Genomic DNA, 24,571 nt, shown 5'->3' on the forward strand with positions numbered 1-24,571 from the left:
GGGTCGTCGTTTATTGTGCATTGCACAAAATCTGGCCGGGGGTTACCATTCCCGGCGATATGGGCGAATAGGGTTTGGGGTGTGCCGGAGCGGCGACGACTAACGTCGATGCTGTTCCATCGACATTTTGAGGACCCCGATGACCCTTTCAAGCCCTGACAAGTCCGGCGCTGCAAGCCTCGAGGCGATCGCACGAAACGGCGGCACGCTGCGCCGCATCGCCGCCCGCATCCCGACCTATCTTTCCGACCTTCGCGAGAATCCGGCATGGCTGCCGATGTTCATGCTGGCCCGCACCATGCCGGCGCGGCGCCTGCACTGGCGCGGTGCAAAGCCCGTTCCGCCGGCGCGCAATGTCGGTGAAACGATGTTCGCCGGCGTCGATCGCGATGCCGTCGTCGGCGCGCTGCGGACGGAGGGGCTCTATTCGGGCCTGATGCTGCCGGCCGCCATCCATGAGGAGATTGCCCGCTTCGCCGAGCGCACGCCATGCTTCGGCAATTTCGACCGCCGGCTGGAATTCCTGCCCGAAAAACACGCCGATGCCGAAAAGCATTTCGGCCGCCCGCTGCTCAGCGGTCACTATTTCGAACGGGTCCTCGACTGCAACGCTGCGGTCGCCGTGCAGCGCGATCCGCTGCTTCTCGATATCGCAGCGCACTATCTCGGCAGCCAGGCCAAGCTGATCACCACCCGCGTCTGGTGGAGCTTTCCGACCGGTGGCGTCTCGGACGCCGACAAGAACATGGCCTCGCTCGGCAAATACCATTTCGACCTCGACGACTGGCGCATGCTGAAGTTCTTTTTCTACCTGGTGCCGGTCGACGCCGACACTGGGCCGCATGTCTATGTCCGCGGCTCCCATAACCGCCGCATCCTGAAGCATCAGCTGACGCTGCTGGTCGGCCATTCGGCGGAAGAGGTGCTGGGCGTCTACGGCGAGCAGAGCCCGGTCACGCTGACCGGGCCGGCCGGCCTCGGCTTTGTCGAGGATCCGTTCGGCTTCCATATGGGCACCGTTCCGACGCGCACGCCGCGACTGATGATGGAAGTCGGCTTTGGCGTCTCGCCGCCGTCGCGCCGGCGTTTTCACGGCGAGCCGGTCATTCGCTAAACCGAGGTCGCTTGGCTGATACCTCGGTTCGTCTCAGCCGCGCCGCAAATGCTCGTCCAGCCGCGGCATGATCTCGACGAAGTTGCAGGGCATGTGCCGATAGTCGAGCTGCGGCTTCAAGATGCCGTCCCAGGCGTCCTTGCAGGCGCCGGGCGAGCCCGGCAGCACGAAAACGAAGGTGGCGTTGACGACGCCGCCGGTTGCCCGGCTCTGGATCGTCGAAGTGCCGATCTTGTCGTAGGAGATGCGGTGGAACACTTCGGAAAAGCCGTCCATGCGCTTTTCGAAGATCGGCTCCAGCGCTTCCGGCGTCACGTCGCGGCCGGTGAAGCCGGTGCCGCCGGTGGTGATGACGACATCGATCGCATCGTCCTTCGACCAGCCCAGGACCTTGTCGCGGATCTTGTCGCGGTCGTCGGTGACGATGTCGCGGGCGGCCAGGACATGGCCGGCCTCGGCAATGCGGTCGGCCAGCGTCTGCCCGGATTTGTCGTCGGCGAGGCTGCGCGTATCGGAAACGGTCAGTACCGCGATGCGCACGGGAACGAAGGGGCGGCTCTCGTCAATCCTGGCCATGGGCATCAACCTCCGATGTCACGCTTCGCGTCGCCGCGACAAACCAGTCGGGATGGCGGCTGCGAATATCGACGGCCGCGCGCTTGGCCACATTGCCGGTCTCGAACAGCCCGAAGCAGGTGGCGCCGGAACCGGACATCCTGGCAAAACCGGCTCCGGCCTTGTTGAGCACGGAAAGCGCCTTGCCGATGGCGGGCTGGATTGCGCGCGCCGCAGGCTCGAGATCGTTGCGGGTGATCTCCAGCCAGTTGCGGATGCTGTGGAAGTCGAGGTTGCGCGGCAGCGGCGGCAGTCCCGCGTTGTCGCGGCGGCCAAGCGCCTCGAACACATCGGCCGTCGAGACGGCAGTGCCGGGATTGACGAGCACCAGACCCAGCGCCGGGAAACCCGGCACGAGCGTCAGCTCGTCGCCGACGCCGCGGGCTATCAGCGGCTTGGCAGCGAGGCACATCGGCACGTCGGCGCCGAGCGACAGGCCGATCCGCGCCAGTTCGGCATCGCCGACATCAAGTCCCCAGGTCTGGACCAGGGCGCGCAGCACAGCCGCCGCGTCACTCGATCCGCCGCCGACACCGGACGCAACCGGCAGGTTCTTTTCGAGCCTGATCGCGACAGCCGGCGCGTGCTGGAGACCGGCCTCGCGCCGCAGTGCATCGCGCGCTCTCACCACCAGATTATTGTCGTCGACCGGCACCGCGGAGGCGTATTTGCCAGACACGGAAAACCCATCGCTGTCGGCAAGTTCCGTCTCGATGCGGTCGCCGAAGCGCGTGAACACAGCCAGGCTTTCGATCATGTGATAACCGTCGGCGCGCTGGCCGGTGACGTGCAGCGCGAGATTTATCTTGGCGTGCGCATGCGATGCCCGGATGCTGGCCTCGGCGTTCACTGGCTCGGCCGCGAGGGGGACGACGGTCAATCCTTGGCCAGACGGTATTCGCCGGTCTTCGGGTCCTTGACCAATGTTCCCATTGTACCGTTGGCGGCCTGCTTTTCGGTACGCCGCACCTTGGCGGTCACACGCTCGGCTTCCCTGACGAAGGAGCGGTAGCCGAAATAGGCGGCAATGCCGACGACGGCGAAGAAAATGATCTGCGGCATGTCAAACTCCTCCCTCGCAAGGCCGGCAAGGCGGCCGGTCGGGTCGGTTGATGATTTATGCTAGACGCTTTCACCAGCTTTTCAAAGCCCGAAGCGCGCCCACAGCGCGCGCTCTTCCGCCGCATCGATGACGCCGCTTGCCGCGGCGGCGGCGATATCGGGCGCCGAAAAGCTCGAGCCGAACAGGCCGAAGCGGCCGAACAGGCCGCGCGGTGCGGTGATCAGCTTGAGCTGGGTTTTCGGCCCGAAACGGCTCTTCAGCACGCTGCGCATGTCGCCGAGCGCATCGACCAGCCCGAGCTCCAGCCCCTTTTTGGCCGTCCAGAAAAGTCCGGTGAACAGGTCGGGATCGTCCTTGAGCTTGCTGCCGCGCCTGTCCTTGACGAGATCGATGAAGGTCTCGTGGACCTCGAGCTGCAGCGCCTTCAGGCGCTCGACGTCTTCCTTCTTTTCCGGCTTGAACGGGTCGAGCACCGCCTTGTTCTGGCCGGCGGTGTGGACGCGGCGCTCGACGCCGATCTTCTTCAACAGCTCCGGAAAGCCGAACGAGGCCGACACCACGCCGATCGAGCCGACGATGGAGGACGGGTCGGCAAAGATCTCGTCGCCGGCGACCGCGATCATGTAGCCGCCCGAGGCCGCCACGTCCTCGACGAAAACCAGGACTTTCTTGTTCTTCTCGCTCGCCAGGTCGCGGATGCGCCTGAAGATCAGCCGCGACTGCACCGGCGAGCCACCTGGCGAATTGATCGAGATGGCGACCGCCGGCGCGTCGAAGGAAAACAGCTTTTCGAGAAGGCCGGCGGTGGAAGCGAGCGACAAGCTCGGCCGGAACTGGCCGCCGCCGGGCATGATCGTGCCGTGCAGCCGGATGACCGGAATGGTGACGACGGTGGAGCGCCAGGACTTCGGCAGCAGGCGGTTGAAAAGGCGTTTCACGAGGGGGCTGTCTCCGGTCGATATGCTTGAGGCATGTAGGAATTCGCCGGCCAACGGCAATGCCGTCACCCCGGCAATCAAAATGGATCAGTCTCCGAACAGCGACGCCAGCCCGTTATTGATCAGCTCTGCCCGTTCCGAGGGGCCATTGCCTGAGTAGGCATGCAGCATCAGCGGCGGCCGGATCGACAGTTTGCCGCGTGCGCCGAGTGCTGCCCGGACAACGATGCGGATCGCTGCCGCCTCGGGGCGAGGGTGGACGGCCAGCATCTCGGCGTCGCCGAAGCGGCCGGCAATGGCATCGAGGATGGCGCCGAGCTGTTGCGGCCTGGCGATGACGGCCAGCCCGCCGCCCGGCCTGACCACCGCGGCCGCGCTGCGGATCCAGCTGTCGAACAATCCATCCTCCGAGACATGCGCGGCCTTTCTCAGCGGATCGGGCGTCGCGCGATCCTCGGCGGCATTGAACGGCGGGTTCATGATGACGAAATCGAAGCTGTTGTCCTCGAGGCCGGCGGCCGCTCGCGCCCGGCCCGACAGCGCGACATCGGCGACGAGCACCGAGGCGCGGTCGCTGAGATGCGCATTGCCGGGATGGGCAAGCGTGGTGGTGGCGAAGGCCGCCATTTCCGGGGAACGCTCGACAAGCACGGCCTCTGCAGCGGGGCAGCGCGACAGTACCGCCAGGCCGGCGGCACCGGCACCCGCGCCAAAGTCAGCAAGCCGCCCGGCGAAGGAGGACGGCACGGCAGCCGCCAGCATCATCGCATCCATGCCGGCGCGGTGGCCTGCCTTTCTCGGCTGCACCAGCCAGAAGCGACCGCGATGGAAGGCATCGACCGTATGAGCCGGCATGTCCGGGACAAGGGCAGCGGGCGACGCGGACATTATTTTTGGCGGATCTCGTTGGCGATGCCGGCATCCGTCAGGATGCGCCGCGCCGCATCGGCCTTGTCGGCGTCCACCATGACACGGCGGGGCAGGATGCCGATCGAGCCGTCGAGGACGCTCATATTCTGGTCGGCGACGAAACAGCCGATGCCGGCATCGCGCATCAGCGATTCGACAAACGAAATGATGACGGCGTCGTTGGTGCGGATGAGCTCTATCATCGGATTAGGGCCATGATCTATCGATATGGTCGAAATGGCGCCTGAAACGGCAAGAAGATGCGAGGAGAAGCGCGAAGGTCGGGGTCTTTCCCCCGGCCGAGCGGTTCGACGACGCAGCTTGCAGCCGTTTCGGCGTCCGGAGGATGTGGTCCATCTGCCCGGCTACTTTGTCGCGAAGGACTTGAAAGCCGAATGGCTTCCTGCGCCTTCGCTCCGCGTATCCGGACAGATGGCCTCACACCATTTCGATCATATCGATAGATCATGGCCCTAAACTCGCAGTTTGCGGCGTTGATGTAAACGTAGGCGTGATCATGTACCAGAGCCGGCGCGCCAATTCGCCTCTTGCCGCGCCGGTGGGTGACACCCTAGAGTCTGTCCAGGGACCATGTTGCCGTCGTGCATATCGAGGTTGGGAGTTTTGCCGTGGGTGTCGTTCTCAACATTGAAAACGGGAAGCGCGAAGCCGCCTCGATAAAGGACCTCATCGACCTGACCGCGGCCGACATGGGGCGCGTCAACAAATTGATCCTGTCGAAGGCCGGCTCCGATGTCGAGATGATTCCGGAGATAGCCAACCATCTGATCTCTTCGGGCGGCAAACGGCTGCGGCCGATGCTGACGCTCGCCGCCGCCCAGATGTTCGGCTATTCCGGCGACGGCCATGTCAAGCTCGCCACATCGGTCGAATTCATGCATACCGCGACACTTCTCCACGACGACGTCGTCGACGAAAGCGGCATGCGGCGCGGCAAGAAGACGGCGCGTATGATCTGGGGCAACCAGGCCAGTGTTCTGGTCGGTGATTTCCTGCTCGGCCAAGCCTTTCGCATGATGGTCGATGTCGGCTCGCTGGAGGCGCTCGACATCCTGTCGAGTGCGGCCTCGGTGATCGCCGAAGGCGAGGTGATGCAGCTCGCCGCCGCAAAAAACCTCGAGACCACCGAGGACGAGCATTTCGCGGTGATCAAGGCCAAGACCGCGGCTCTGTTCTCAGCCGCCGCCGAGGTCGGCCCGGTCATCGCCCAGGCGACGCGCAATGATCGCGCAGCACTGCGCTCCTACGGCATGAATCTCGGCCTTGCCTTCCAGCTGATCGATGACGCGCTGGATTACGGCGGCACCAGCAAGGATCTCGGCAAGAATGTCGGCGACGATTTTCGCGAGGGCAAGGTCACGCTGCCGGTGATCCTCGCCTATCGGCGCGGCACCAAGGCCGAGCGCAGCTTCTGGAAACGCGCCATCGAGGACAATGCCGCCGACGATGCCGGGCTGGAGAAGGCCATCGGCCTGATGCTCCGCCACGGCGCAATTGCCGACACCATCGGGCGCGCCCGCCATTTCGGCGAGATCGCCCGCGACGCGCTGGCGCCGCTCGAGGCGACGCCGCAGAAATCGGCGCTGATCGACGTCATCGATTTCTGCATCAGCCGGGTGAATTGAGAGGCATCGGCGCCCCGCGCTTGTTCTCATCGAGCCTTTGCCGGAAGAACCATTGCTGCCAGCAGGCTAGCGACGATGCCCGCCGCCGCGAGCCAGAAGGCGACCTGGATGCCGTCGGCGACGGCAATTTTCAACGCATTGCCGGACAATTCGCCGATTTGGCTGTTCGCAATCGCAATCAGCACGGCCATGCCGATGGCGTTGCCGACATTGAGCGTCGTCGAAGCCATCCCCGAGGCGACGCCTTGCTGGTCATGGGCAACGCCGGAAGCGGCGGCAATCCACATTGCGGTCCAGACGATGCCGTGTCCGACGCCGGAGACGATCAGGCCGGGTACGAGGGACAGATAGCTGCTGTCGGCAGTCGCGCCTGATACCATCAATGCTGTGCCGACCCCGCCGACGATCATGCCGCCGACCAGGGTGCTGCGCGTCGAAAAGCGCGTTGCCAGACGCTCGCCGAGTTGCGTACCGGTGGCGATGGCGACCGACGGCACGAGAAAGGCGAGGCCCGTCTGCAAGGCAGTGAAGCCGTGCACGTTCTGCAGCAGCACGGTGAGGAAGTAAGGCAGCGCGCCGAAAGTGGCCATGTAGAGGAAGGTTATCGTCATGCCGGCGACAAGGCTGCGGTTGTGGAACAGGCGCAGCGGCATCAGCGGGTCGGCGCTGTTGGCCTCGATCACGGTGAAGGCAATCAGAAACAATGCCGCCAGCAGCGCGCTGGCGATGATTGCGCCAGAGCCCCAGCCATATTCAGACCCCTGAACCAGGGTGAAGACAAGCAGCGTCGCGCCGGCGGTGACGGTCAGCGCGCCAGGCAGATCGAAGCTGCGCTGCTCGTGCCGCGTGCTGTCACGTGGAATGATGGCGAAAGCCGAGATGATGGCGATCCCGGCCAACAGCACGTTGACGTAGAAGACCGACGGCCAGCCGAAGGCGCTGGTCAGAAACCCGCCGGCAAGCGAACCGAGCGTCAGGCCGCTGGCGCCTGCGCCGCCCCAGACGGCGAGCGCCCGGTTGCCGCGACCAATTGCGCCGTCGAAAATGACGCCGTGCTGCAATGGTTGGCGGAGCATCGGCTGGCGCGTACCGCATCGATCGTCGAGCGATTGAAAAAGGCCGTGCGCGATGGCGAATTGAAGCCGGATACCGATGCCGAGACGCTGGGTGACTATTACGCCACGCTGATGCACGGCCTTTCGGTCCAGGCACGCGACGGCGTGCCGAAAAAGCGGCTGCACGACCTTGTCACCGTCGCCATGCAGGCGCTCGACGCAAGCCTTTCGCAACCGTCCTGAGGTTCGGGGCCGTGACGCCGGTTTCCCATTGCCGGAGTGTCGCAATGCGGTCGTGCGACCTCTTTCGGCATGGTTTATTAATTGCTTGACCCGATTGTGAATTCGGGCCGGGTTGAAGCACGACCCCAAAAAGGCCATGCTTTACCTGTAAAGATCGAGTCTACGGCGATCCCGCTGACGCGGAGATGGCGTTTGGCTGAAAGGGATATGATGCGGCAAGGATATGCGCGCTGGCTGACGGGGCTGGCAATCGCGACGGGCATGGCGATCTCGGCTTTGCCGGCGCATGCCAAACAGACTGCCGAGCCGGTCAGGATCACATCCTTCTCGGGGGCCTATCTTGCCGCCAGGATCGCCGATGGCGACAACGACCTCGACAGTGCCATCTCCTATTACAAGCAGGCGCTTGCGTTCGATCCGAACGATACGGGACTGCAGCAGAGCCTGATGCTGTCGCTGATCGCGCAGGGGCGCTTCGATGAATCCCTGGTCTATGCCGACAAGCTTAAGGCGGTTCCCGATGTCGAGCGCTTCTCGCGCCTGGCGCTGGCCATCGATTCCTTCCACAAGAAGGATTTCTCCAAGGCCGAATACTGGCTCAAGCTGTCGCTAGAATCCGATCTCGACCGGCTGATCTCCGGCGTCATGACCGGCTGGGCCAAGCAGGGTGCGGGTGACGCCGGCGAGGCCATGGCTTCCATCGACAAGCTGCAGGGCCCCGACTGGTTCAGCCTGTTCAAGTCCTTCCACCGCGCCTTGATTGCCGACGCCTCCGGCCTGCCCGACAGGGCGGATGCGCTCTACACCGCCACCGTGCAGGACACGGCGGCAGGCGGTGCGGCCCCCGAAACATGGATGCGCAACGCGCAGGCCTACGCCTCTTTCCTCGCCCGCAAAGGCGACAAGGCCAAGGCGCTGTCGGTGCTCGACAAGGCCGAGGCGTTCGCCCCCGGCAAGGTCGAGATTGCGGCCCTTCGCGACAAGATCAACAAGGGCGAAAAGATCGAGCCCTTCGTTGCCGGTCCGTCGGACGGCGCCTCGGAAATCCTGCTCGATCTCGCCACCGCGCTCAACCGCGGCGGCGGCGAGCCATTCGTGCGGCTTTATCTGCAATATGCCCTGGCGCTGCGGCCCGACAACGACGCGGCGCTCGTTCAGCTTGCCGCCGTTGCCGAGCAGTTGAAAGACGGCGAGGGCGCCATCGCGCTCTATCGCCGCATTCCCGCTGGCTCGCCGCTGAAGGAGCTTTCGGACCTGCAGCTTGGCCTCAACCTTGCCGATCTCGACCGCAACGACGAGGCGATCGCTCACCTCAAGGCCATCGTCGATGCGCATCCCGACGACATGCGCGCCTATCTGGCGCTCGGCGGCGTCTATTCCTCGAAGGAGGATTTCCGCTCCGCCGCCAATCTTTACGACAAGGCAGTCGAGGTGCTGAAGACGCCGACCGCCGCCAACTGGAACATTTTCTACCAGCGCGGCATCGCCTATGAGCGACTGAAGGAATGGCCGAAGGCCGAGCCGAATTTCCGCAAGGCGCTGGAGCTCTACCCCGACCAGCCGCAGGTTCTGAACTATCTCGGCTATTCCTGGGTCGACAAGAACATGAACCTCAAGGAAGGCCTCGCGATGATCCAGAAGGCCGTCGACCTGAGGCCGAGCGACGGCTACATCGTCGATTCGCTGGGCTGGGCCTATTACCGCCTTGGCCAGTTCGACGATGCGGTGCGCGAAATGGAACGCGCCGTTTCGTTGAAGCCGGAGGATCCGGTGCTCAACGATCACCTCGGCGACGTCTACTGGCGCGTCGGCCGCAAGCTGGAAGCCACCTTCCAGTGGAACCAGGCCCGCGACCTGAAGCCGGACCCGGACGTGCTTGCCGCCTTGCAGCAAAAGCTGATGAAAGGCCTGCCGCCGATCGAATCCAACACAGCGCAGGAAACCCCGAACGTAAAGCCCGTGCCGGTGCCCGCGCCGAAGGGGTGACCCTTCTTTCCTTCTCCCCTTGTGGGAGAAGGTGGATCGGCGCGCAGCGCCGAGACGGTTGAGGGGTGTCGGACGGATTGCCGTCGGTGCCAAGCTGGAACACCCCTCATCCGACCGAGCTTCGCTCGGCCACCTTCTCCCACAAGGGGAGAAGGGAACACCTTCAAAGGCCTGACCCCCTCTGCCTTGACGCTTGCTGGCCAGGCATCTAGGACGTGCCGGCATCCCGCCTTTCCCGCCGAGGCCGCCGTGACCATTCCTGCCCATATGCACCCAAGCCGCTCGTTCCAGGGGCTGATCCTGACCTTGCATAATTACTGGGCGGACTATGGCTGCGTCGTCCTCCAGCCTTACGACATGGAAGTCGGCGCCGGCACATTCCATCCGGCAACGACATTGCGCGCGCTCGGCCCAAAACGCTGGAACGCGGCCTATGTCCAGCCCTCGCGCCGCCCCAAGGACGGCCGCTATGGCGAGAACCCGAACCGGCTGCAGCACTATTACCAATACCAGGTGATCCTGAAGCCCAATCCGCCCAATCTGCAGGAGCTTTATCTCGGCTCGCTGGCCGCGATCGGCATCGATCCGCTGCTGCATGACATCCGCTTCGTCGAGGACGACTGGGAAAGCCCGACGCTGGGCGCCTGGGGGCTGGGCTGGGAGTGCTGGTGCGACGGCATGGAGGTGTCGCAGTTCACCTATTTCCAGCAGGTCTGCGGCATCGAATGCGCACCGGTGGCGGGCGAGCTCACTTACGGGCTGGAACGGCTGGCCATGTATGTGCAGGGCGTCGACAATGTCTACGACCTCAACTTCAACGGTCGTGAAGGCGCCGACAAGGTGACCTATGGCGACGTCTTCCTGCAGGCCGAGCAGGAATATTCGCGCCATAATTTCGAATTTGCCAACACCGCGATGTTGCTGCGCCATTTCGAAGACGCCGAAGCCGAGTGCAAGGCGTTGCTACAAGCCGGCGCGCCCATCTTCCCCCTTGAGGGGGAGACGCCCGCGAAGCGGGCAGAGGGGGTCGCCTCAGAAGGCACCGCAGGTCAGGCGTCGAGCACTGCACGAGCGACCCCTCCCGGCCAGACCTTGTCTGGTCCCCTCAAGGGGGAGGGATATCACCGCATGGTCTTCCCAGCCTACGACCAGTGCATCAAGGCCAGCCACGTCTTCAATCTGCTCGACGCACGCGGCGTGATTTCCGTCACCGAGCGCCAGAGTTATATTTTGCGGGTGCGCAATCTGGCCAAAGCCTGCGGCGAGGCGTTTCTGCTGACGCAGGCGGGCGGAATGGCGGCTTAGCTGCAGACGATTTCGACGGCAGCACTGATTGACAACAAGCTTTGCCCGCTGGAGCCGGCAATTGTCCGCAGCGCTTGCCTGACGCCGGGCATCGAGAACGTGCCATGAGCCTGCGCCGCGAAACAGGCGCTGAGCGCGAGGATCTGCAGGAATGTCGATGCCGTTTTCATGCTCGTTCAGCCAATAGCTCTCTGCCTGAGCGTTGGTCGCTTCAGCGCTGCGTTCGGTTCATGGAAATCTTTGATCCAAGGACGGGCGGACCGGCGCGTGTCCGACAGGCGGCTGAATTTTTTCGGAAATCGCCGTTGGACGCCTTGATCGTGCTGGCCCGATCTTGCTGGGAAGGGTGACAGCAGCCGACCGAGTTGCTATGCCCCGCTTACCTTCGCCTCGATGGGGGAGGACGCCGCGAAGCGGCGGCTGTTTTTTGTCGCGTGAGCTCTTTCAATGCCTGACCTGCTTCTAGAACTTCGTTCCGAAGAAATCCCCGCTCGCATGCAGCGCAAGGCGGCCGGCGACCTCCGAAAGCTGTTGACCGACGGTCTGGTCGAAGCCGGGCTGACCTATGAGGCGACGCGCGAATATTGGACGCCGCGCCGGCTGACGCTCGACATCCGCGGCCTGACCGCCCGCTCGAAGGACATCAGCGAGGAGATCAAGGGGCCTTCGACCAAGGCCCCCGAGCAGGCGGTGCAAGGTTTTCTGCGCAAGGCCGGCCTTGCCTCGATTGCCGAGGCGCATGTTCATTCCGATCCGAAGAAGGGCGACTTCTATGTCGCCCATATTTCCAGGCCGGGCAGGCCGGCGGAGCAGATCATCGCCGAGCTGGTGCCGGGCATCATCCGCAACTTCCCCTGGCCGAAATCGATGCGCTGGGGGCCGGCTTCGGCCAAGCCCGGCTCGCTGCGCTGGGTGCGGCCGCTGCAATCGATCCTGTGCACCTTCGGCCCCGAAACCGAGGAGCCGGTGGTGGTCGATTTCGAGATCGACGGCATCCGCTCCAGCAATGTCACCTACGGCCACCGTTTCCATGCGCCGGGCGCCATCACGGTGCGCCGCTTCGACGATTATGTCGCCAAGCTGGAGGCGGCCAAGGTCGTGCTCGATGCCGACAGGCGCAAGGAGATCATTCTTGCCGATGCCAGGAACCTCGCCTTCGCCAGCGGGCTCGACCTTGTCGAGGACGAGGGGCTGCTGGAGGAAGTGTCGGGCCTGGTCGAATGGCCTGTCGTGCTGATGGGCGAATTCGAACAGGATTTTCTCGCCATTCCGGCCGAGGTGATCAGGCTCACCATTCGCGCCAACCAGAAGTGTTTTGTGACGACGCGCCAAATCTCCCCCCTCGAGGGGGAGATGTCGCCGAAGGCGACAGAGGGGGTCGCCTCGCGTGGATCGGCGGCATCCCCTGTCCGCGATAGGGAGTCGCGTCAGGTCGTGCCGACCCCCTCTGGCCTACCGGCCATCTCCCCCTCAAGGGGGGAGATCAGCCAATCGCCGCTCTCCAATCGTTTCATCCTGACCGCCAACATCGAGGCCAAGGATGGCGGCAAGGAGATCGCCCACGGCAACGGCAAGGTGGTGCGCGCGCGCCTGTCCGACGCGCTCTATTTCTGGAAGACCGACCAGGGCGACCTGCCGGATCTCGACCAGCTACAGGCATCGGCGCAAAAGTTCGGACTTGATCTCAAAAAGCCGCTCGACCAGCGCATGGCTCGCCTCGACCACCTCAATGTAACATTTCATGCCAAGCTCGGCACGCAAGGCGAGCGGGTGGAGCGGATTGCCAGGTTGGCGGAAGAACTGGCGCCAATCGTGGCGCAGTCGATCTCCCCCCTCGAGGGGGAGATGGCCGGCAGGCCAGAGGGGGTCGCTTCGGCTGGCGCGACGCGATCTGACATTTCGAAGCAAGAGGAAGTTGGCGCTCCACGCGAGACGACCCCCTCTGCCGCCTTCGGCGACATCTCCCCCTCGAGGGGGGAGATTATCGCGCTCGCGCGCCGCGCCGCCGTCCTCGCCAAGGCCGACCTCACCACCGAAGTGGTTGGCGAGTTCCCGGAACTGCAAGGCGCCATGGGCCGCAAATACGCGCTGCTGCAGGGCGAGCATCCTTCCGTCGCCGCCGCGATCGAGGAGCACTACAAGCCGCAGGGCCCGTCCGATCGCGTGCCGACCGATCCGGTATCGGTCGCCGTGGCGCTTGCTGACAAGCTTGATACGCTGGTGGGATTCTGGGCGATCGATGAAAAGCCGACCGGATCGAAGGACCCCTATGCGCTGCGGAGGGCGGCGTTGGGGGTAACGAGGATACTGATTGAGAACGGGATTAGGTTGTCCTTGAAATCTGTGGCCAATATCGCGTCCGAGGATGTTGCAGATCACATACGCGATCCCAAACTCGACCGACAGTTCGAAATTGCTGCGGAGCTAGAGCAGCAACTCGGGGGAGATTCGCTTACCGATCTCGTCATCGAACGCGATTCCGCAATCTCAAACAACACCTTTGAGCGTTCCGGAGAAAGGCAGCAGCAAGAGATCAACAACCTCCTGTCCTTCTTCCACGATCGCCTAAAAGTCTATCTCCGCGATCAGGGCGCGCGGCATGACCTGATCGACGCCGTACTCGCGGCGGGTTCGCGCCCAATCTCCCCCCTTGAGGGGGAGATGTCGGCGCAGCCGACAGAGGGGGGCGCTGTCCCGCCGGCCTCTCGGCGCGAGGCACCCCCCTCTGCCCTGCCGGGCATCTCCCCCTCAAGGGGGGAGATTGGCCAGAACGACGATCTCCTGCAAATCGTCCGCCGCGTCGAAGCGCTTGGCTCCTTCCTCGACAGCGAGGACGGCAGGAACCTGCTTGCTGGCACCAAGCGCGCGGCCAACATCGTGGCTGCCGAGGAGAAGAAGAAAACGACGATCGCCGACCATGTTGATCCGGCTCTGTTCCGGGAGGACGCCGAAAAAACCTTGTACGCCGCGGTCAATCAGGCCGAGAGGCAAGCCGGCGAAGCAATTCAAAACGAAGACTTTTCCGCCGCCATGCTGGCGCTTAGCCTGTTGCGCGAGCCGGTTGATTCATTCTTTGACAAAGTCCTCGTAAACGATGAGGACCAGGCGGTGCGCGCCAATCGCCTGGCATTGCTCGCCCGCATCCGGGCGGCGACCGACCGGGTCGCGGATTTCTCCAAGATAGCCGGCTGACGTCCGCGAAGAAATCGTCGCTTATGCTTCAGGCGCTATTTCGGCTGGTCGGGAGCTGCTAGCGGCGCCGGCTGCGGCGCTGCCGGCTCAGGGGGGGTGCTGGCGACCTTTGGGTCGGCTTTGCCGTCCGCGGCGGGCGCGGCGGCGGTGGCCGGCACGGCTTTGGGCGCGGGCGTTGCAAAGGCATCGCCGACGATACCGCCGCGAATGATCATCGGGCTTCCGGTGAAGCCATGGTTCGGCTGGCTCGGGATTGCCGCGACCTTTTCATCGGTGACGTTTTCATTGACGTCAGGCAACTTCTCGCCGAGCGCGACGATCGACGGTGTTTTCGCCCGCTCGTGCGCGCCGGCACTTACCACCGAAGGCGTCGCCGTCGTTTGCCCGAGAAAAACCAGCGACGAGGCCTGTGCCGTGCCGGCCATAAACGCCAGACCAAGCGCTCCAAGGATACGCATCGAAAGCATGATAATTCCCCTTGCCCAACAAGACGGCACCCTAGCCGAGGGCAGTTGATGCCAGCTTGCGGGGAAACATAGCATTTTAGCGATTTGCGATTCGCCAATGCCTGGGCTTGCTCGCCCGGCGTCAGCGTATTAGGCACCCGCATCCGTGAGGTGACGACAGTGGCTGAAATTCGTGCCGTCGGCGAGGCGATGGAAAGGGCGTTGGCGCTGCTCGCGAGCGGCGATGTCGTCGCCATCCCGACCGAGACCGTCTATGGGCTGGCCGGCGACGCGACCAATGGCGTTGCCGTGGCTCGTATCTTCGAAGCCAAGGGCCGCCCTCGCTTCAACCCGCTGATCGCCCATATAGCCGACCCGGCGATGGCCGAGCGCATCGCGCTGTTCGACCCGCTGTCGGAAAGATTGGCGCAGGCATTCTGGCCGGGGCCGCTGACGTTGGTGCTGCCGCAACGGCCCGGCAACGGCATTCATCCGCTGGTCACCGCCGGCCTGGAAACGATCGCGCTGCGCATGCCGAAAGGCTTTGGCGGCGATCTGATCGCCAGGTTCGGTCGCGCGCTGGCGGCGCCCAGCGCCAATTCCTCGGGCAGGATCAGCGCCACGACGGCCGAAGCCGTGGCCGCCGATCTCGGTCCCCGGATCAAGCTTGTGGTCGACGGCGGCGCGACGCCGGTCGGGCTGGAATCGACCATTGTCAAGGTCGAAGCTGGAAAGCTGCGGCTGCTGCGGCCGGGCGGCATTGCCGCCGAAGAGATCGAAGCGGTGGCCGGGTCAAAGTTGCTGCGCGGCGCTTCGGGCATCGAGGCGCCCGGCATGCTCGCCTCGCACTATGCGCCAGGTGCGGCAGTGCGGCTCAATGCTGCGGAGGTCGCACCGGGCGAAGCCTTGCTGGCCTTCGGCCGCCGCCGTGCCGAAGGCTGGCGCGATGCAGCCGCCCTGCGCAACTTGTCGGAGACCGGCGACCTGCGCGAGGCGGCAAGCAATCTCTTCGCCCATCTGCAGGATCTCGATGGCAGTGGCGCCAAAACCATCGCCGTCGAGCCGATCCCGTTCGACGGGCTGGGCGAGGCGATCAATGACCGGCTTTCGCGCGCCGCCGCCCCGCGTGACAAGATCGCCCCGCGTGACAAGATGGATTGAGCACCATAGTTTCCACCCATGAACGACATTTCCCCCGATCTCGACCCCGCCGTCGTCGCGCGCTTTGCGGCAATCGTCGGCGATAAATATGCGCTGCGCGACCAGCAGGACATCGCGCCTTACCTCACCGAGCGGCGCGGACTTTGGCACGGCAGGACGGCTTTGGTGCTGAGGCCGGGGAACGTCGAGGAGGTCAGCAGCATCATGCGGCTGGCGACCGAAACCGGCACGCCCATCGTGCCGCAAAGCGGCAACACCGGGCTGGTCGGCGCCCAGGTGCCGGACGCATCCGGCCGCGAGATCGTGCTGTCGCTGTCGCGGCTGAACCGCATCCGCGAAATCGATACGCTGTCCAACACGGTCACGGTCGAAACCGGCGTCATCCTGCAGACGCTGCAGGAAGCGGCCGATGCCGCCGACCGGCTGTTTCCGCTGTCGCTTGCCGCGCAAGGCTCCTGCCAGATCGGCGGCAATCTCTCGTCCAACGCCGGCGGCACCGGCGTGCTTGCCTACGGCAATGCGCGCGAGCTCTGCCTCGGCGTCGAAGTGGTGCTGCCGACCGGTGAAGTGTTCGACGATCTGCGCAAGCTGAAAAAAGACAATACCGGCTACGATCTGAAGAACCTGTTCGTCGGCGCCGAGGGTACGCTCGGCATCATCACCGCCGCCGTGCTCAAGCTGTTCCCCAAGCCCAAGGGGCGCGAGGTGGCGTTTGCCGGCCTGTCATCGCCGGAGGCGGCACTGTCGCTGTTCAGCCTGGCAATGGATCGTGCAGGGGCAGCGCTCACCGCCTTCGAGCTGATCGGCCAGAGGCCCTACGACTTCACGCTTGCCCACGCACAAGGCGTGGTGCGGCCGCTGGCCGGCGATTGGCCGTGGTATGTGCTGATGCAGATCTCGTCGGGCCGTTCGGCCGACGATGCAAGGGCGCTGATCGAGGAGGTGCTGGAGGCAGGCCTCGAGCAAGGCATCGTCGGCGATGCGGTGATCGCGGCAAGCATGGCCCAGGGCGATGCGTTCTGGAATTTCCGCGAGGTGCTGCCCGAGGCGCAGAAGCCGGAAGGTGCCTCGATCAAGCACGACATCTCGGTGCCGGTGGCGTCAATCCCGCCCTTCATTGAAAAGGCCGCCGGCGCCGTGCAATCGGTCAGTCCCGGCGCGCGCGTCGTCTGCTTCGGCCACATGGGCGACGGCAATCTGCACTACAACATCTCCCGGCCGGTCGACGGCGATGACGAGGCGTTTCTCGGCCTTTACCACGTCATGAACAAGGCCGTGCACGACGTCGTGCGCGCGTTTCATGGCTCGATCTCAGCCGAGCACGGCATCGGCCAGTTGAAGCGGGACGAATTGATCGCGACGGCGCCGCCGATGGCGATCGAGCTGATGCGCAGGGTGAAGGCCGCGTTCGACCCGGCCGGCATCATGAATCCGGGTAAGGTTATCTGATCCTTTCGCCGGCCTGCGCCGGTTCGCATTCCGATAACCATCTGCCCCGGATCAGCAAAATTTAACCGACTTTCTTAAGCGCGAGGATAAGAAGCCCGCGCTAATGTTTCTCCACAAACGAGGCTGGGAAAACCGGCCCGGAGAACCGGAAACACCGGCTCTCAGGAGAAACAGGAAAGGCACGATATGAACACTGGACTGAAGCCAGTCTGGGCCGGCCGCAATATGCGTCTCGACCCATTCCGCCTGCCGCAGGTGGTGAGCTACGCCACGCGCGACGACTATGGCGACGTCACCTTCACCATCGACCAGCGCGGCGCGGTTATCCGCCGCACGCTGGAGATGAGCGGCGTGCCGGCGATCATCGCTCTGCCCGCCAACGCGTTTCGCGGCGTCGCCGCCCGCGCCATGGAGGATCCGGATGGCAATGTCACAGTGACGCTTGAGCTTCTGCACAATGACCCGATGCTGTCGGTGCCGCTGCTGGTCGCCGACGATCTCGACGACGTCGCCGCCGACTGGCGCGCCTGGGCCGACGCCTACCGGCTGCCGATGCTGCTGATCGAGGCCGACGGCATTGCCCGCACGCTGGAAGAATCGCTCGGTGCCGCCATCAAGGCGCTGCCGGCGCAGGACCGCCGCAAAGGTCGCGTCTCGACCATGCGACGCCCGCGCTTCCTCGCCCGCCGCCGCGCCGGCGATCTCGGCCTCAGGCTGGTCATCGGCGGCGAGGAGCTCATTTCGCGGGAATAGCATGGGCTTGGCGGGCTTGCGCCGCCCTTCTTTCCTTCTCCCCTGTGGGAGAAGGTGGCCGAGCGAAGCTCGGTCGGATGAGGGGTGCTCCAGGGAACGCCGACGCCTCATTCCGTCCAACACCCCTCAACCGTCTTGGCGCTACGCGCCAATCCACCTTCTCCCACAGGGGGGGAGAAGGGAAAAGGCTCTTAAACCAGCGGCTTCAGCGCCACCCAGGCCGCGCCGCCGATCAGGCCGAGGAAGATCAGCCAGCCGACCTGGTTGTTCGATCTGAACAGCCTCAGGCACTGGTCCGGATCGTCGATGTCGAGCATGGCGATCTGCCGCGCCATATGGGCGCCGGCGGCTATCAGTCCGGCTAGTGCAGGCACCGGTGCCTGCGCCGAGGCAAAGGCGATAGCGAAGCAGACCAGCGCTCCGCCATAAAGCCCGGCCAGCCAGGCCTTGGTGTTGTCGCCGAACAGGCGCGCCGTCGAGCGCACGCCGACGATGGCATCGTCCTCCTTGTCCTGATGCGCATAGATCGTGTCGTAGCCGATCACCCACAGGATCGAGCCGATATAGAGCATGATTGCCGGCCCATCGAGATCGCCGAACTCGACCGCCCATCCCATGACCGCTCCCCAGGAAAAGGCAAGGCCGAGAACGAGTTGCGGCCAATTGGTGTACCGCTTCATGAATGGGTAGACGGCGACGATGACCAGCGAGCCGATGCCGAGCAAGATGGCGAAGCTGTTGAACTGCAAAAGCACGGCAAGGCCGACCAGTGCCTGCACGACAACAAACATCCAGGCCTGCCGGCGCGTGACCTTGCCGGCCGGCAGCGGCCGCGAGCGCGTGCGTTCCACCTGGTTGTCGATGTCCTCGTCGACCAGGTCATTGTAGGTGCAGCCGGCGCCACGCATGGCGAACGCGCCGAGAAAAAACAGCAGCAGGTACCACGGCGACGGCAGCAGCGAGAGCAGCGGATCCGCCGGACGCGGATAGGCGCTCGCGGCAAGGGCAGTCGACCACCAGCATGGCCACAGCAGCAATTGCCAGCCGATCGGCCGGTCCCACCGGGCAAGCTGCGCATAGGGCCACAACCCCCGCGGCAGCACGCGATAGACCCAGTGGCCGCTCGGCGCATCGGCGACGCGGCCCTGGGCCGCTTTCGACTGGACGGTTTCCATTTTGCTGGAGTGGCAGCAGAGGCGAATGCCGTCAAGCGTCAAGCAGCCCCCGCACGCTCGCCACGCGCAATCGGCGCTTCGGCAGCCAAATGTCTTGACCCGTCGCGCGCGGCGCAATAGCGCAGTCCTGGTCTTGGAATGACGAGGAATCTGGGCATGCGTGTTTTGCTGATCGGCTCCGGCGGACGAGAACATGCGCTGGCCTGGAAGATCGCGGCGTCGCCGCTGCTGACCAAACTCTACGCGGCGCCCGGCAATCCGGGCATCGGCCACGAAGCCGAACTGGTGAGGCTCGATACTGCCGATCACGCAGCGGTGGTCCGGTTTTGCCGCGAGAATGAAATAGACCTCGTCGTGGTCGGACCGGAAGGGCCGCTGGTCGCCGGCATCGCCGACGACCTGCGCGCCGAGGGCATCCGCGTCTTCGGTCCGTCAAAGGCGGCGGCACGGCTGGAAGGATCAAAGGGTTTCACCAAAGACCTCTGCGCCAAATACGGCATCCCGACCGCCGCCTATGGCCGCTTCGACGATCTGGCTTCGGCCAGGGCCTATGTCGAGAAGACGGGTGCGCCGATCGTCATCAAGGCCGACGGCCTCGCTGCCGGCAAGGGCGTCACCGTCGCCATGACGCTTGACGAGGCGCTGGCCGCGCTCGACGCCTGTTTTGACGGCTCCTTCGGCCAGGCCGGCGCGGAAGTGGTGGTCGAGGAGTTTCTCGTCGGCGAAGAAGCAAGCTTCTTCTGCCTGTGCGACGGCACCACCGCGCTGCCCTTCGGCACCGCGCAGGACCATAAGCGCCTCAGTGACGGCGACACCGGCCCCAACACCGGCGGCATGGGCGCCTATTCGCCGGCGCCGGTGATGACGCCGGAGATGATCGACCGCACCATGCGCGAGATCGTCGAGCCGACCATGCGCGGCATGGCTGAAACAGGCGCACCGTTTTCCGGCGTGCTGTTCGCCGGGCTGATGATATCAGAGAAGGGGCCGAAGCTGATCGAATACAACACCCGTTTCGGCGACCCGGAATGCCAGGTGCTGATGATGCGGCTGAAGGACGATCTGCTCGTCCTGCTTAACGCCGCCGCCGACGGCCAGCTGGCGCATACTTCGGTGCGCTGGCGCGACGAGGCGGCGCTCACGGTGGTGATGGCAGCCAGGGGCTATCCCGGCACGCCGGAAAAGGGCTCGGTCATCCGCGGCGTCGAGGCGGCGGCGGGTGAGGGCGTCGAGATATTTCATGCCGGCACCGCCATAAACGGCGGCGCACTCGTCGCCAATGGCGGCCGCGTGCTCAACATCACGGCGACCGGCCGCACCGTCGGCGAGGCGCAGAAGAAGGCCTACGCCGCGCTCGACCGGATCGACTGGCCGCAAGGCTTTTGCCGCCGCGACATTGGCTGGCTGGCGGTGGCGCGCGAGCAGGCGAACTGATGCTTCGGGCGGCCTTCGGCCTCAGCGCAAGCCGTGGTCGAATTCAGTCGAGACGCTGCTGACCGCGTCGGCGGTGGAGACAAATCCTGGCACCGATGCCGCACGCTTTTCGTTTCGCGTCCAGGCGACATATTCGGCAATCCCGCGCGGAAGGCCCGGCGCCGCCTTCGCCGCAGGCATTTGAAAGCCGCTGCTGAACCTGGCCAGGCGCGCCCTGAATACCGCGACCATCTCCTCGAAGCTTGCTGGCGTCACGCTGGCGTAAGTGATGGTGCCGCCGGCGAGCCCGGCTTCGCGTGAGAGCGGCACCGGTATCGAGGTGAGATAATCCGGCTGCACGTCGATCAGGCCGCCGAACGGCCACTGCGCGCGCAATTCCGTGGCGTTCATCGGCGCGACGCTGACGTCGATATCGTTGGGTGTGCCCGCGACCCTGTAAGGGCAGCGGAACCGGCCGCAGTTTGCTCGCGCCGAAAACTGCCAGAGCGCATAACCCTGCCAGTTGCCCATCGGAAAATGCACGCCGATGTCTGGCTTGTAGCGCGCATACCACAGCGGCAGCCGGGACAGGAGCGGGTATTTATACTTGTTGTCGGCGATATGCCTGGCTGTCGTGCCGTTGGTGTAGAGCACTGGAAAGCGGCCAACCCGACGATGCACATGGCGCACGAATTCCTCGGCATCCTCGAGCGACATCCATTGGGTGGGATCATCGTCCTCGATGTCGAGGGCAAGCAGGTCATCCGGCCCGGGTTTCACGAAATTGATGAAGTTATTGGCCTGTCCCACGGGGTTGCCGGGGCGGGCGAGATGATAGGCACCCCATTTCAGGCCCAGCGCCTTGGCCACCACCTTGCGCGTCTGGAACAGTTCCTGTGCCATCGCATGGCGCTTCCAAAGCGTCTTGCACAGCCGCGTCTCGGTCTCGTCGCCGAAACAGAAATAGGGTGGCGGCATTCCGTCGGATGCCTTGTTGATGAAGCCGACAAGACGCTTGTCGGCGGCTAGCCGGGTCCAGTCGATGGAATTGTATTCGTAGGCGTCGACGACCAGCGCCCGGTCGGCATCCTTCCAAGGTTCGGAGAAATCCGAGGCCTTTGCCGGCGTCAGCGCCAGGGTCATCGCGGCCGCGACAACGAGAAGCGCTGAGCGGACAAGGGGGCGCGCCGGCGTTTTCAAACAGCACATCCTTGCTGGCCAAAGCCAAATCCTGAACCGCCATGGTTAAGGAAATGCTTCGGGTGCCGAGTGGGCGAGTTGGAGCGCTGGCGAAGCGATCCTTGGTGCTCCTCAAGAGCAAAGCGATGGTTGCGATTGTCAGCCAAATAGCTTCAACGCTGTTGCTATGGGCAGGAACAGTGATAGCGGGCGGCTCTGAAATGGGGTGAAGCCATGCTTGCGATAATACGCGACCGCCTGGTCATCCTTGGCATCGACAATCAACGGGAAGGCTGCTGGGGCAGCGCTAACGCTACGTCGTAGCGCATCCACGATCAGCGCCGACCCGACCCGCCGCCGCTGGTATCGGGCATCGACGGCCAGCCTGCCGACCAATATCGCGGGCAGAACCGGGTAGCGTGGCAGATGTTTTGTCTGTTCGTCAGGCAAGGACGCGATCGGTATGCTCGACGCCGCCAAAGTGTAATATCCGGCGATCGCGCCGACATCGCGATCCACGGCAACGAAGCAGTTGCCGACTCGGCGTTTGACATCCTGGCTGGCTTGCTCCCGTATATAGCGGTCGAGCGCCGACACCCCGCAGCTGAACGCCTTGCGATCATGCGATCCGCCGAGCGGTTCGATGATGATGGTGAAATTCACCGGGATTCGACGACAAGCCGTTTGTGGGCGTCGGCGGTTTTGCGCAGTGCTTCATTGGGCTCGGGCGGATTGAGAATCGCCTCCATCATGGCGCGCTGATCCTCGACGGAAATACGCATGATGGTGGTGTTCTCGATAGTACGCTGCGCCGCCTCTTGAGCGGCGGCGACCACGAAGTCGCTGACGCTGCGGCCCTGGATTTCGGCGGCACGTTTCACCACGTCCAGCATATCCGGCGAAATACGGGCTTCGAGACGGGCGGTGCGGGTCTGTTGGTTTGGCATTATCGTCATCCCTGATGCGCGGCTCTAAGTAATTTTGCATACGAGCCAGCAATTGCAAAATCCGCGTGACAAAGTTTGACGTTTACGTAAAAAGAAGATGGACAGGGAACTCCGAAAGCAGATGATTTTGCATCGGCACAGGTCTTAAGTAGACCTGCCAGACTGGGGAGGGCCAGACTGGGGAGGGCCGGGCTGAGGAGGAGCGAACGCCATGTATCGGGCACCGGTCGAGGAGATCGCCTTCACCCTGAAGCATGTCGCCGGCTTGAAGCCGGCGCTCGATGCAGGCAATTTTGGCGAACTCGGCGAGGACCTTGTCGACGCCATTCTGGCCGAGGCCGGCCGCTTCGCCAGCGAGGAGGTGGCGCCGCTCTACACGGTCGGCGACCAGCACGGCGCGGTGCTCAACGGCGATGCCGTCACTACCCCGCCCGGCTGGAAGGAACTTTATCGCCGCTGGATCGGCGGCGGCTGGAATGCGCTGTCCGCGCCGGAAGCGTATGGCGGCCAGGCGCTGCCGGCCATGCTCGGCGTCGCCGCGCTCGAAATGTGGAACTCCGCCTCGATGGCGTTCGGCATCGCCCCGACGCTGACCATGGCCGCGGTCGAAGCACTCGACAAGCATGGCTCGAAGGCACTCAAGGTCAAATATCTGGAAAAACTGGTCTCCGGCGAATGGATGGGCACCATGAACCTGACCGAGCCGCAGGCAGGCTCGGACCTGAATGCCTTGCGAACCCGCGCCGAACCGGCCGGCGACGGCACCTACCGCATCTTCGGGCAAAAGATATTCATCACCTATGGCGAGCACGATTTCACCGACAACATCATCCATCTGGTGCTGGCGCGGCTGCCGGACGCGCCGGCCGGCACGCGCGGCCTGTCTTTGTTCCTGGTGCCGAAATTCCTCGTCGGAGACGATGGCGCGCTGGGCAGGCGCAACGACGTCTTCTGCTCCGGGCTGGAGCACAAACTGGGCATCCACGCTTCGCCGACCTGCACGATGATTTATGGCGATGGCTTCGAAGGCAGCAGGCCCGGCGCGATCGGCTGGCTGGTCGGCGAGGAGAACAAGGGCCTCGCCTGCATGTTCACCATGATGAACAATGCGCGCCTTGCCGTCGGCATGCAGGGCGTCGCGGTCGCCGAGGCCGCGACGCAGAAGGCGCTCGCCTATGCAAACGACCGCCGGCAAGGCAAAGCGGCGAGCTATCGCGGTGCCGGCATGGCGCCGATCGTGCATCACCCCGACATCCAGCGCAGTCTTCTGACCATGAAGGCGCTGACCCAGATTGCCCGTGCCATCTGCTATTCCTGCGCCCACGCCATCGATCTCGCGTCACAGAGCGAAGATGCAAAGCACTGGCAGGAGCGCGCCAATCTGTTGACGCCGCTGGCCAAGGCCTTTTCGACCGATGTCGGCGTCGAGGTCGCCTCGCTTGGGCTGCAGGTGCATGGCGGCATGGGGTTCATCGAGGAGACAGGGGCCGCAGCACTTTATCGCGACGCGCGTATCGCGCCCATTTACGAAGGCACCAATGGCATCCAGGCGATCGATCTGGTGACGCGCAAGCTGCCGCTCGGCGGCGGCCGGCATGTGCATGGCTACATCGCCGAACTCAAGGCCGTCGCCGATGCGGCGCGAGCGTCGAACCTTGAAGGCTTCGGCCGCACCGCCGATCGCCTCGACCAGGCGCTCGACGACCTCTCCCAGGCGACCCGTTTCCTGCAAGACCTGCTCGACCAAGGCCGTTCGGACGAGGCGCTGGCCGGCGCGACACCCTATCTCAGGCTGATCTCGCTTGCCGCGGGCGGCGCCTATCTGGCGCGCGGCGCGCTTGCCGACCAAAACCGCATCGCGCTTTGCCGGTTCTTCGCCGAGAACCTGCTTGGCGAAGTGGGCGCGCTGAAGGAGCGCGTCGTCGGCGGCGCCGACAGCCTTGCCGTTGCCGGCAAGCCGCTGATTTCAGCCTGACGTTCGC

Annotated in this window: 24 protein-coding genes; 11 read left to right on the forward strand and 13 right to left on the reverse strand. The window is 64.4% G+C overall.

Annotated features, from left to right (window positions below; all coding sequences use genetic code 11):
- Positions 1-139 precede the first annotated feature (139 nt).
- The gene (locus tag NKI18_RS17525; protein ID WP_352449928.1) at positions 140-1,114 is read left to right on the forward strand and encodes a phytanoyl-CoA dioxygenase family protein; all 975 of its coding nucleotides are present in this window, start codon (positions 140-142) and stop codon (positions 1,112-1,114) included.
- A 33-nt stretch (positions 1,115-1,147) separates the two neighbouring features.
- Here the strand turns inward: NKI18_RS17525 and moaB are convergent, their stop codons facing one another.
- From moaB to NKI18_RS17555, 6 genes are all read right to left on the reverse strand, one after another.
- Positions 1,148-1,690 (reverse strand): molybdenum cofactor biosynthesis protein B, encoded by a 543-nt coding sequence (moaB, locus tag NKI18_RS17530; protein WP_352456849.1) that lies wholly within the window; start codon positions 1,688-1,690, stop codon positions 1,148-1,150.
- Entirely contained in the window at positions 1,677-2,579 is a 903-nt protein-coding gene (locus NKI18_RS17535) for a 4-(cytidine 5'-diphospho)-2-C-methyl-D-erythritol kinase (RefSeq protein WP_352615312.1), read from the reverse strand. Before NKI18_RS17535 ends, moaB begins: the two co-directional genes overlap by 14 nt.
- 26 nt (positions 2,580-2,605) lie before the next feature.
- Positions 2,606-2,791, reverse strand: a complete 186-nt coding sequence (locus NKI18_RS17540) for a membrane protein (protein WP_023674078.1) — start codon at positions 2,789-2,791, stop codon at positions 2,606-2,608.
- Positions 2,792-2,872: 81 nt separating this feature from the next.
- Positions 2,873-3,730, reverse strand: a complete 858-nt coding sequence (locus tag NKI18_RS17545) for a S49 family peptidase (protein ID WP_352456850.1) — start codon at positions 3,728-3,730, stop codon at positions 2,873-2,875.
- Between the two features lie 87 nt (positions 3,731-3,817).
- Positions 3,818-4,618 (reverse strand): tRNA1(Val) (adenine(37)-N6)-methyltransferase, encoded by an 801-nt coding sequence (locus NKI18_RS17550; RefSeq protein ID WP_352615228.1) that lies wholly within the window; start codon positions 4,616-4,618, stop codon positions 3,818-3,820.
- Entirely contained in the window at positions 4,618-4,842 is a 225-nt protein-coding gene (locus tag NKI18_RS17555; RefSeq protein ID WP_023674082.1) for a putative signal transducing protein, read from the reverse strand. Before NKI18_RS17555 ends, NKI18_RS17550 begins: the two co-directional genes overlap by 1 nt.
- A 426-nt stretch (positions 4,843-5,268) precedes the next feature.
- On the opposite strand from NKI18_RS17555, the gene NKI18_RS17560 reads away from it, so the two are divergent.
- Positions 5,269-6,285, forward strand: a complete 1,017-nt coding sequence (locus tag NKI18_RS17560) for a polyprenyl synthetase family protein (protein WP_292663011.1) — start codon at positions 5,269-5,271, stop codon at positions 6,283-6,285.
- Between the two features lie 26 nt (positions 6,286-6,311).
- Here NKI18_RS17560 and NKI18_RS17565 read toward each other — a convergent pair whose 3' ends face one another.
- On the reverse strand, positions 6,312-7,361 hold the full coding sequence (locus NKI18_RS17565; protein WP_352615230.1) for an MFS transporter: 1,050 nt from the start codon (positions 7,359-7,361) through the stop codon (positions 6,312-6,314).
- Between NKI18_RS17565 and NKI18_RS17570 the strand changes: the two genes are divergently transcribed.
- From NKI18_RS17570 to NKI18_RS17580, 3 genes are all read left to right on the forward strand, one after another.
- Positions 7,338-7,583: a hypothetical protein gene (locus NKI18_RS17570; RefSeq protein ID WP_352615232.1), complete on the forward strand. Its 246-nt coding sequence runs from the start codon at positions 7,338-7,340 to the stop codon at positions 7,581-7,583. The genes NKI18_RS17565 and NKI18_RS17570 overlap by 24 nt on opposite strands.
- Positions 7,584-7,793: 210 nt before the next feature.
- The gene (locus NKI18_RS17575; RefSeq protein ID WP_352615313.1) at positions 7,794-9,569 is read left to right on the forward strand and encodes a tetratricopeptide repeat protein; all 1,776 of its coding nucleotides are present in this window, start codon (positions 7,794-7,796) and stop codon (positions 9,567-9,569) included.
- A gap of 267 nt (positions 9,570-9,836) precedes the next feature.
- The gene (locus tag NKI18_RS17580) at positions 9,837-10,874 is read left to right on the forward strand and encodes a glycine--tRNA ligase subunit alpha (RefSeq protein ID WP_023674087.1); all 1,038 of its coding nucleotides are present in this window, start codon (positions 9,837-9,839) and stop codon (positions 10,872-10,874) included.
- Here NKI18_RS17580 and NKI18_RS17590 read toward each other — a convergent pair.
- Complete coding sequence (locus NKI18_RS17590; protein ID WP_352615234.1) at positions 10,871-11,044, reverse strand: hypothetical protein; 174 nt, start codon at positions 11,042-11,044, stop codon at positions 10,871-10,873. The two genes, NKI18_RS17580 and NKI18_RS17590, sit on opposite strands and share 4 nt — an antisense overlap.
- A gap of 277 nt (positions 11,045-11,321) precedes the next feature.
- On the opposite strand from NKI18_RS17590, the gene NKI18_RS17595 reads away from it, so the two are divergent.
- Positions 11,322-14,066 (forward strand): glycine--tRNA ligase subunit beta, encoded by a 2,745-nt coding sequence (locus NKI18_RS17595; RefSeq protein ID WP_352615235.1) that lies wholly within the window; start codon positions 11,322-11,324, stop codon positions 14,064-14,066.
- 35 nt (positions 14,067-14,101) lie between these two features.
- Here NKI18_RS17595 and NKI18_RS17600 read toward each other — a convergent pair whose 3' ends face one another.
- Positions 14,102-14,533: a hypothetical protein gene (locus tag NKI18_RS17600; RefSeq protein ID WP_352615237.1), complete on the reverse strand. Its 432-nt coding sequence runs from the start codon at positions 14,531-14,533 to the stop codon at positions 14,102-14,104.
- A gap of 159 nt (positions 14,534-14,692) precedes the next feature.
- Here NKI18_RS17600 and NKI18_RS17605 point away from each other — a divergent pair, with 159 nt between their 5' ends.
- The 3 genes from NKI18_RS17605 to NKI18_RS17615 all read left to right on the forward strand — a co-directional run bounded on the left by NKI18_RS17605 (position 14,693) and on the right by NKI18_RS17615 (position 17,875).
- Positions 14,693-15,673, forward strand: a complete 981-nt coding sequence (locus NKI18_RS17605) for an L-threonylcarbamoyladenylate synthase (RefSeq protein WP_352615239.1) — start codon at positions 14,693-14,695, stop codon at positions 15,671-15,673.
- Positions 15,674-15,691: 18 nt separating this feature from the next.
- On the forward strand, positions 15,692-17,122 hold the full coding sequence (locus NKI18_RS17610) for an FAD-binding oxidoreductase (RefSeq protein WP_352615241.1): 1,431 nt from the start codon (positions 15,692-15,694) through the stop codon (positions 17,120-17,122).
- A gap of 186 nt (positions 17,123-17,308) precedes the next feature.
- On the forward strand, positions 17,309-17,875 hold the full coding sequence (locus NKI18_RS17615; protein WP_023674094.1) for a DUF6101 family protein: 567 nt from the start codon (positions 17,309-17,311) through the stop codon (positions 17,873-17,875).
- Positions 17,876-18,066: 191 nt separating this feature from the next.
- Here the strand turns inward: NKI18_RS17615 and ubiA are convergent, their stop codons facing one another.
- Positions 18,067-19,050, reverse strand: coding sequence for a 4-hydroxybenzoate octaprenyltransferase (gene ubiA, locus NKI18_RS17620; protein ID WP_353020121.1), 984 nt, complete (start codon positions 19,048-19,050; stop codon positions 18,067-18,069).
- A 156-nt stretch (positions 19,051-19,206) separates the two neighbouring features.
- Between ubiA and purD the strand changes: the two genes are divergently transcribed.
- Positions 19,207-20,484 (forward strand): phosphoribosylamine--glycine ligase, encoded by a 1,278-nt coding sequence (gene purD, locus NKI18_RS17625; RefSeq protein WP_352615245.1) that lies wholly within the window; start codon positions 19,207-19,209, stop codon positions 20,482-20,484.
- A 21-nt stretch (positions 20,485-20,505) separates the two neighbouring features.
- On the opposite strand, the gene NKI18_RS17630 is transcribed toward purD, so the two are convergent.
- From NKI18_RS17630 to NKI18_RS17640, 3 genes are all read right to left on the reverse strand, one after another.
- Positions 20,506-21,606 (reverse strand): glycoside hydrolase family 25 protein, encoded by a 1,101-nt coding sequence (locus NKI18_RS17630; protein ID WP_352593424.1) that lies wholly within the window; start codon positions 21,604-21,606, stop codon positions 20,506-20,508.
- A gap of 195 nt (positions 21,607-21,801) precedes the next feature.
- The gene (locus tag NKI18_RS17635) at positions 21,802-22,305 is read right to left on the reverse strand and encodes a GNAT family N-acetyltransferase (protein WP_352615247.1); all 504 of its coding nucleotides are present in this window, start codon (positions 22,303-22,305) and stop codon (positions 21,802-21,804) included.
- Positions 22,302-22,589, reverse strand: a complete 288-nt coding sequence (locus NKI18_RS17640) for a type II toxin-antitoxin system TacA family antitoxin (protein WP_352593287.1) — start codon at positions 22,587-22,589, stop codon at positions 22,302-22,304. The genes NKI18_RS17635 and NKI18_RS17640 overlap by 4 nt, the downstream gene beginning before the upstream one ends.
- A 211-nt stretch (positions 22,590-22,800) precedes the next feature.
- On the opposite strand from NKI18_RS17640, the gene NKI18_RS17645 reads away from it, so the two are divergent.
- Complete coding sequence (locus NKI18_RS17645; protein ID WP_352615249.1) at positions 22,801-24,564, forward strand: acyl-CoA dehydrogenase family protein; 1,764 nt, start codon at positions 22,801-22,803, stop codon at positions 24,562-24,564.
- The last annotated feature ends 7 nt before the right edge of the window (positions 24,565-24,571 follow it).

The organism is Mesorhizobium sp. M0800 (assembly GCF_040320095.1).
GTDB lineage: Bacteria > Pseudomonadota > Alphaproteobacteria > Rhizobiales > Rhizobiaceae > Mesorhizobium.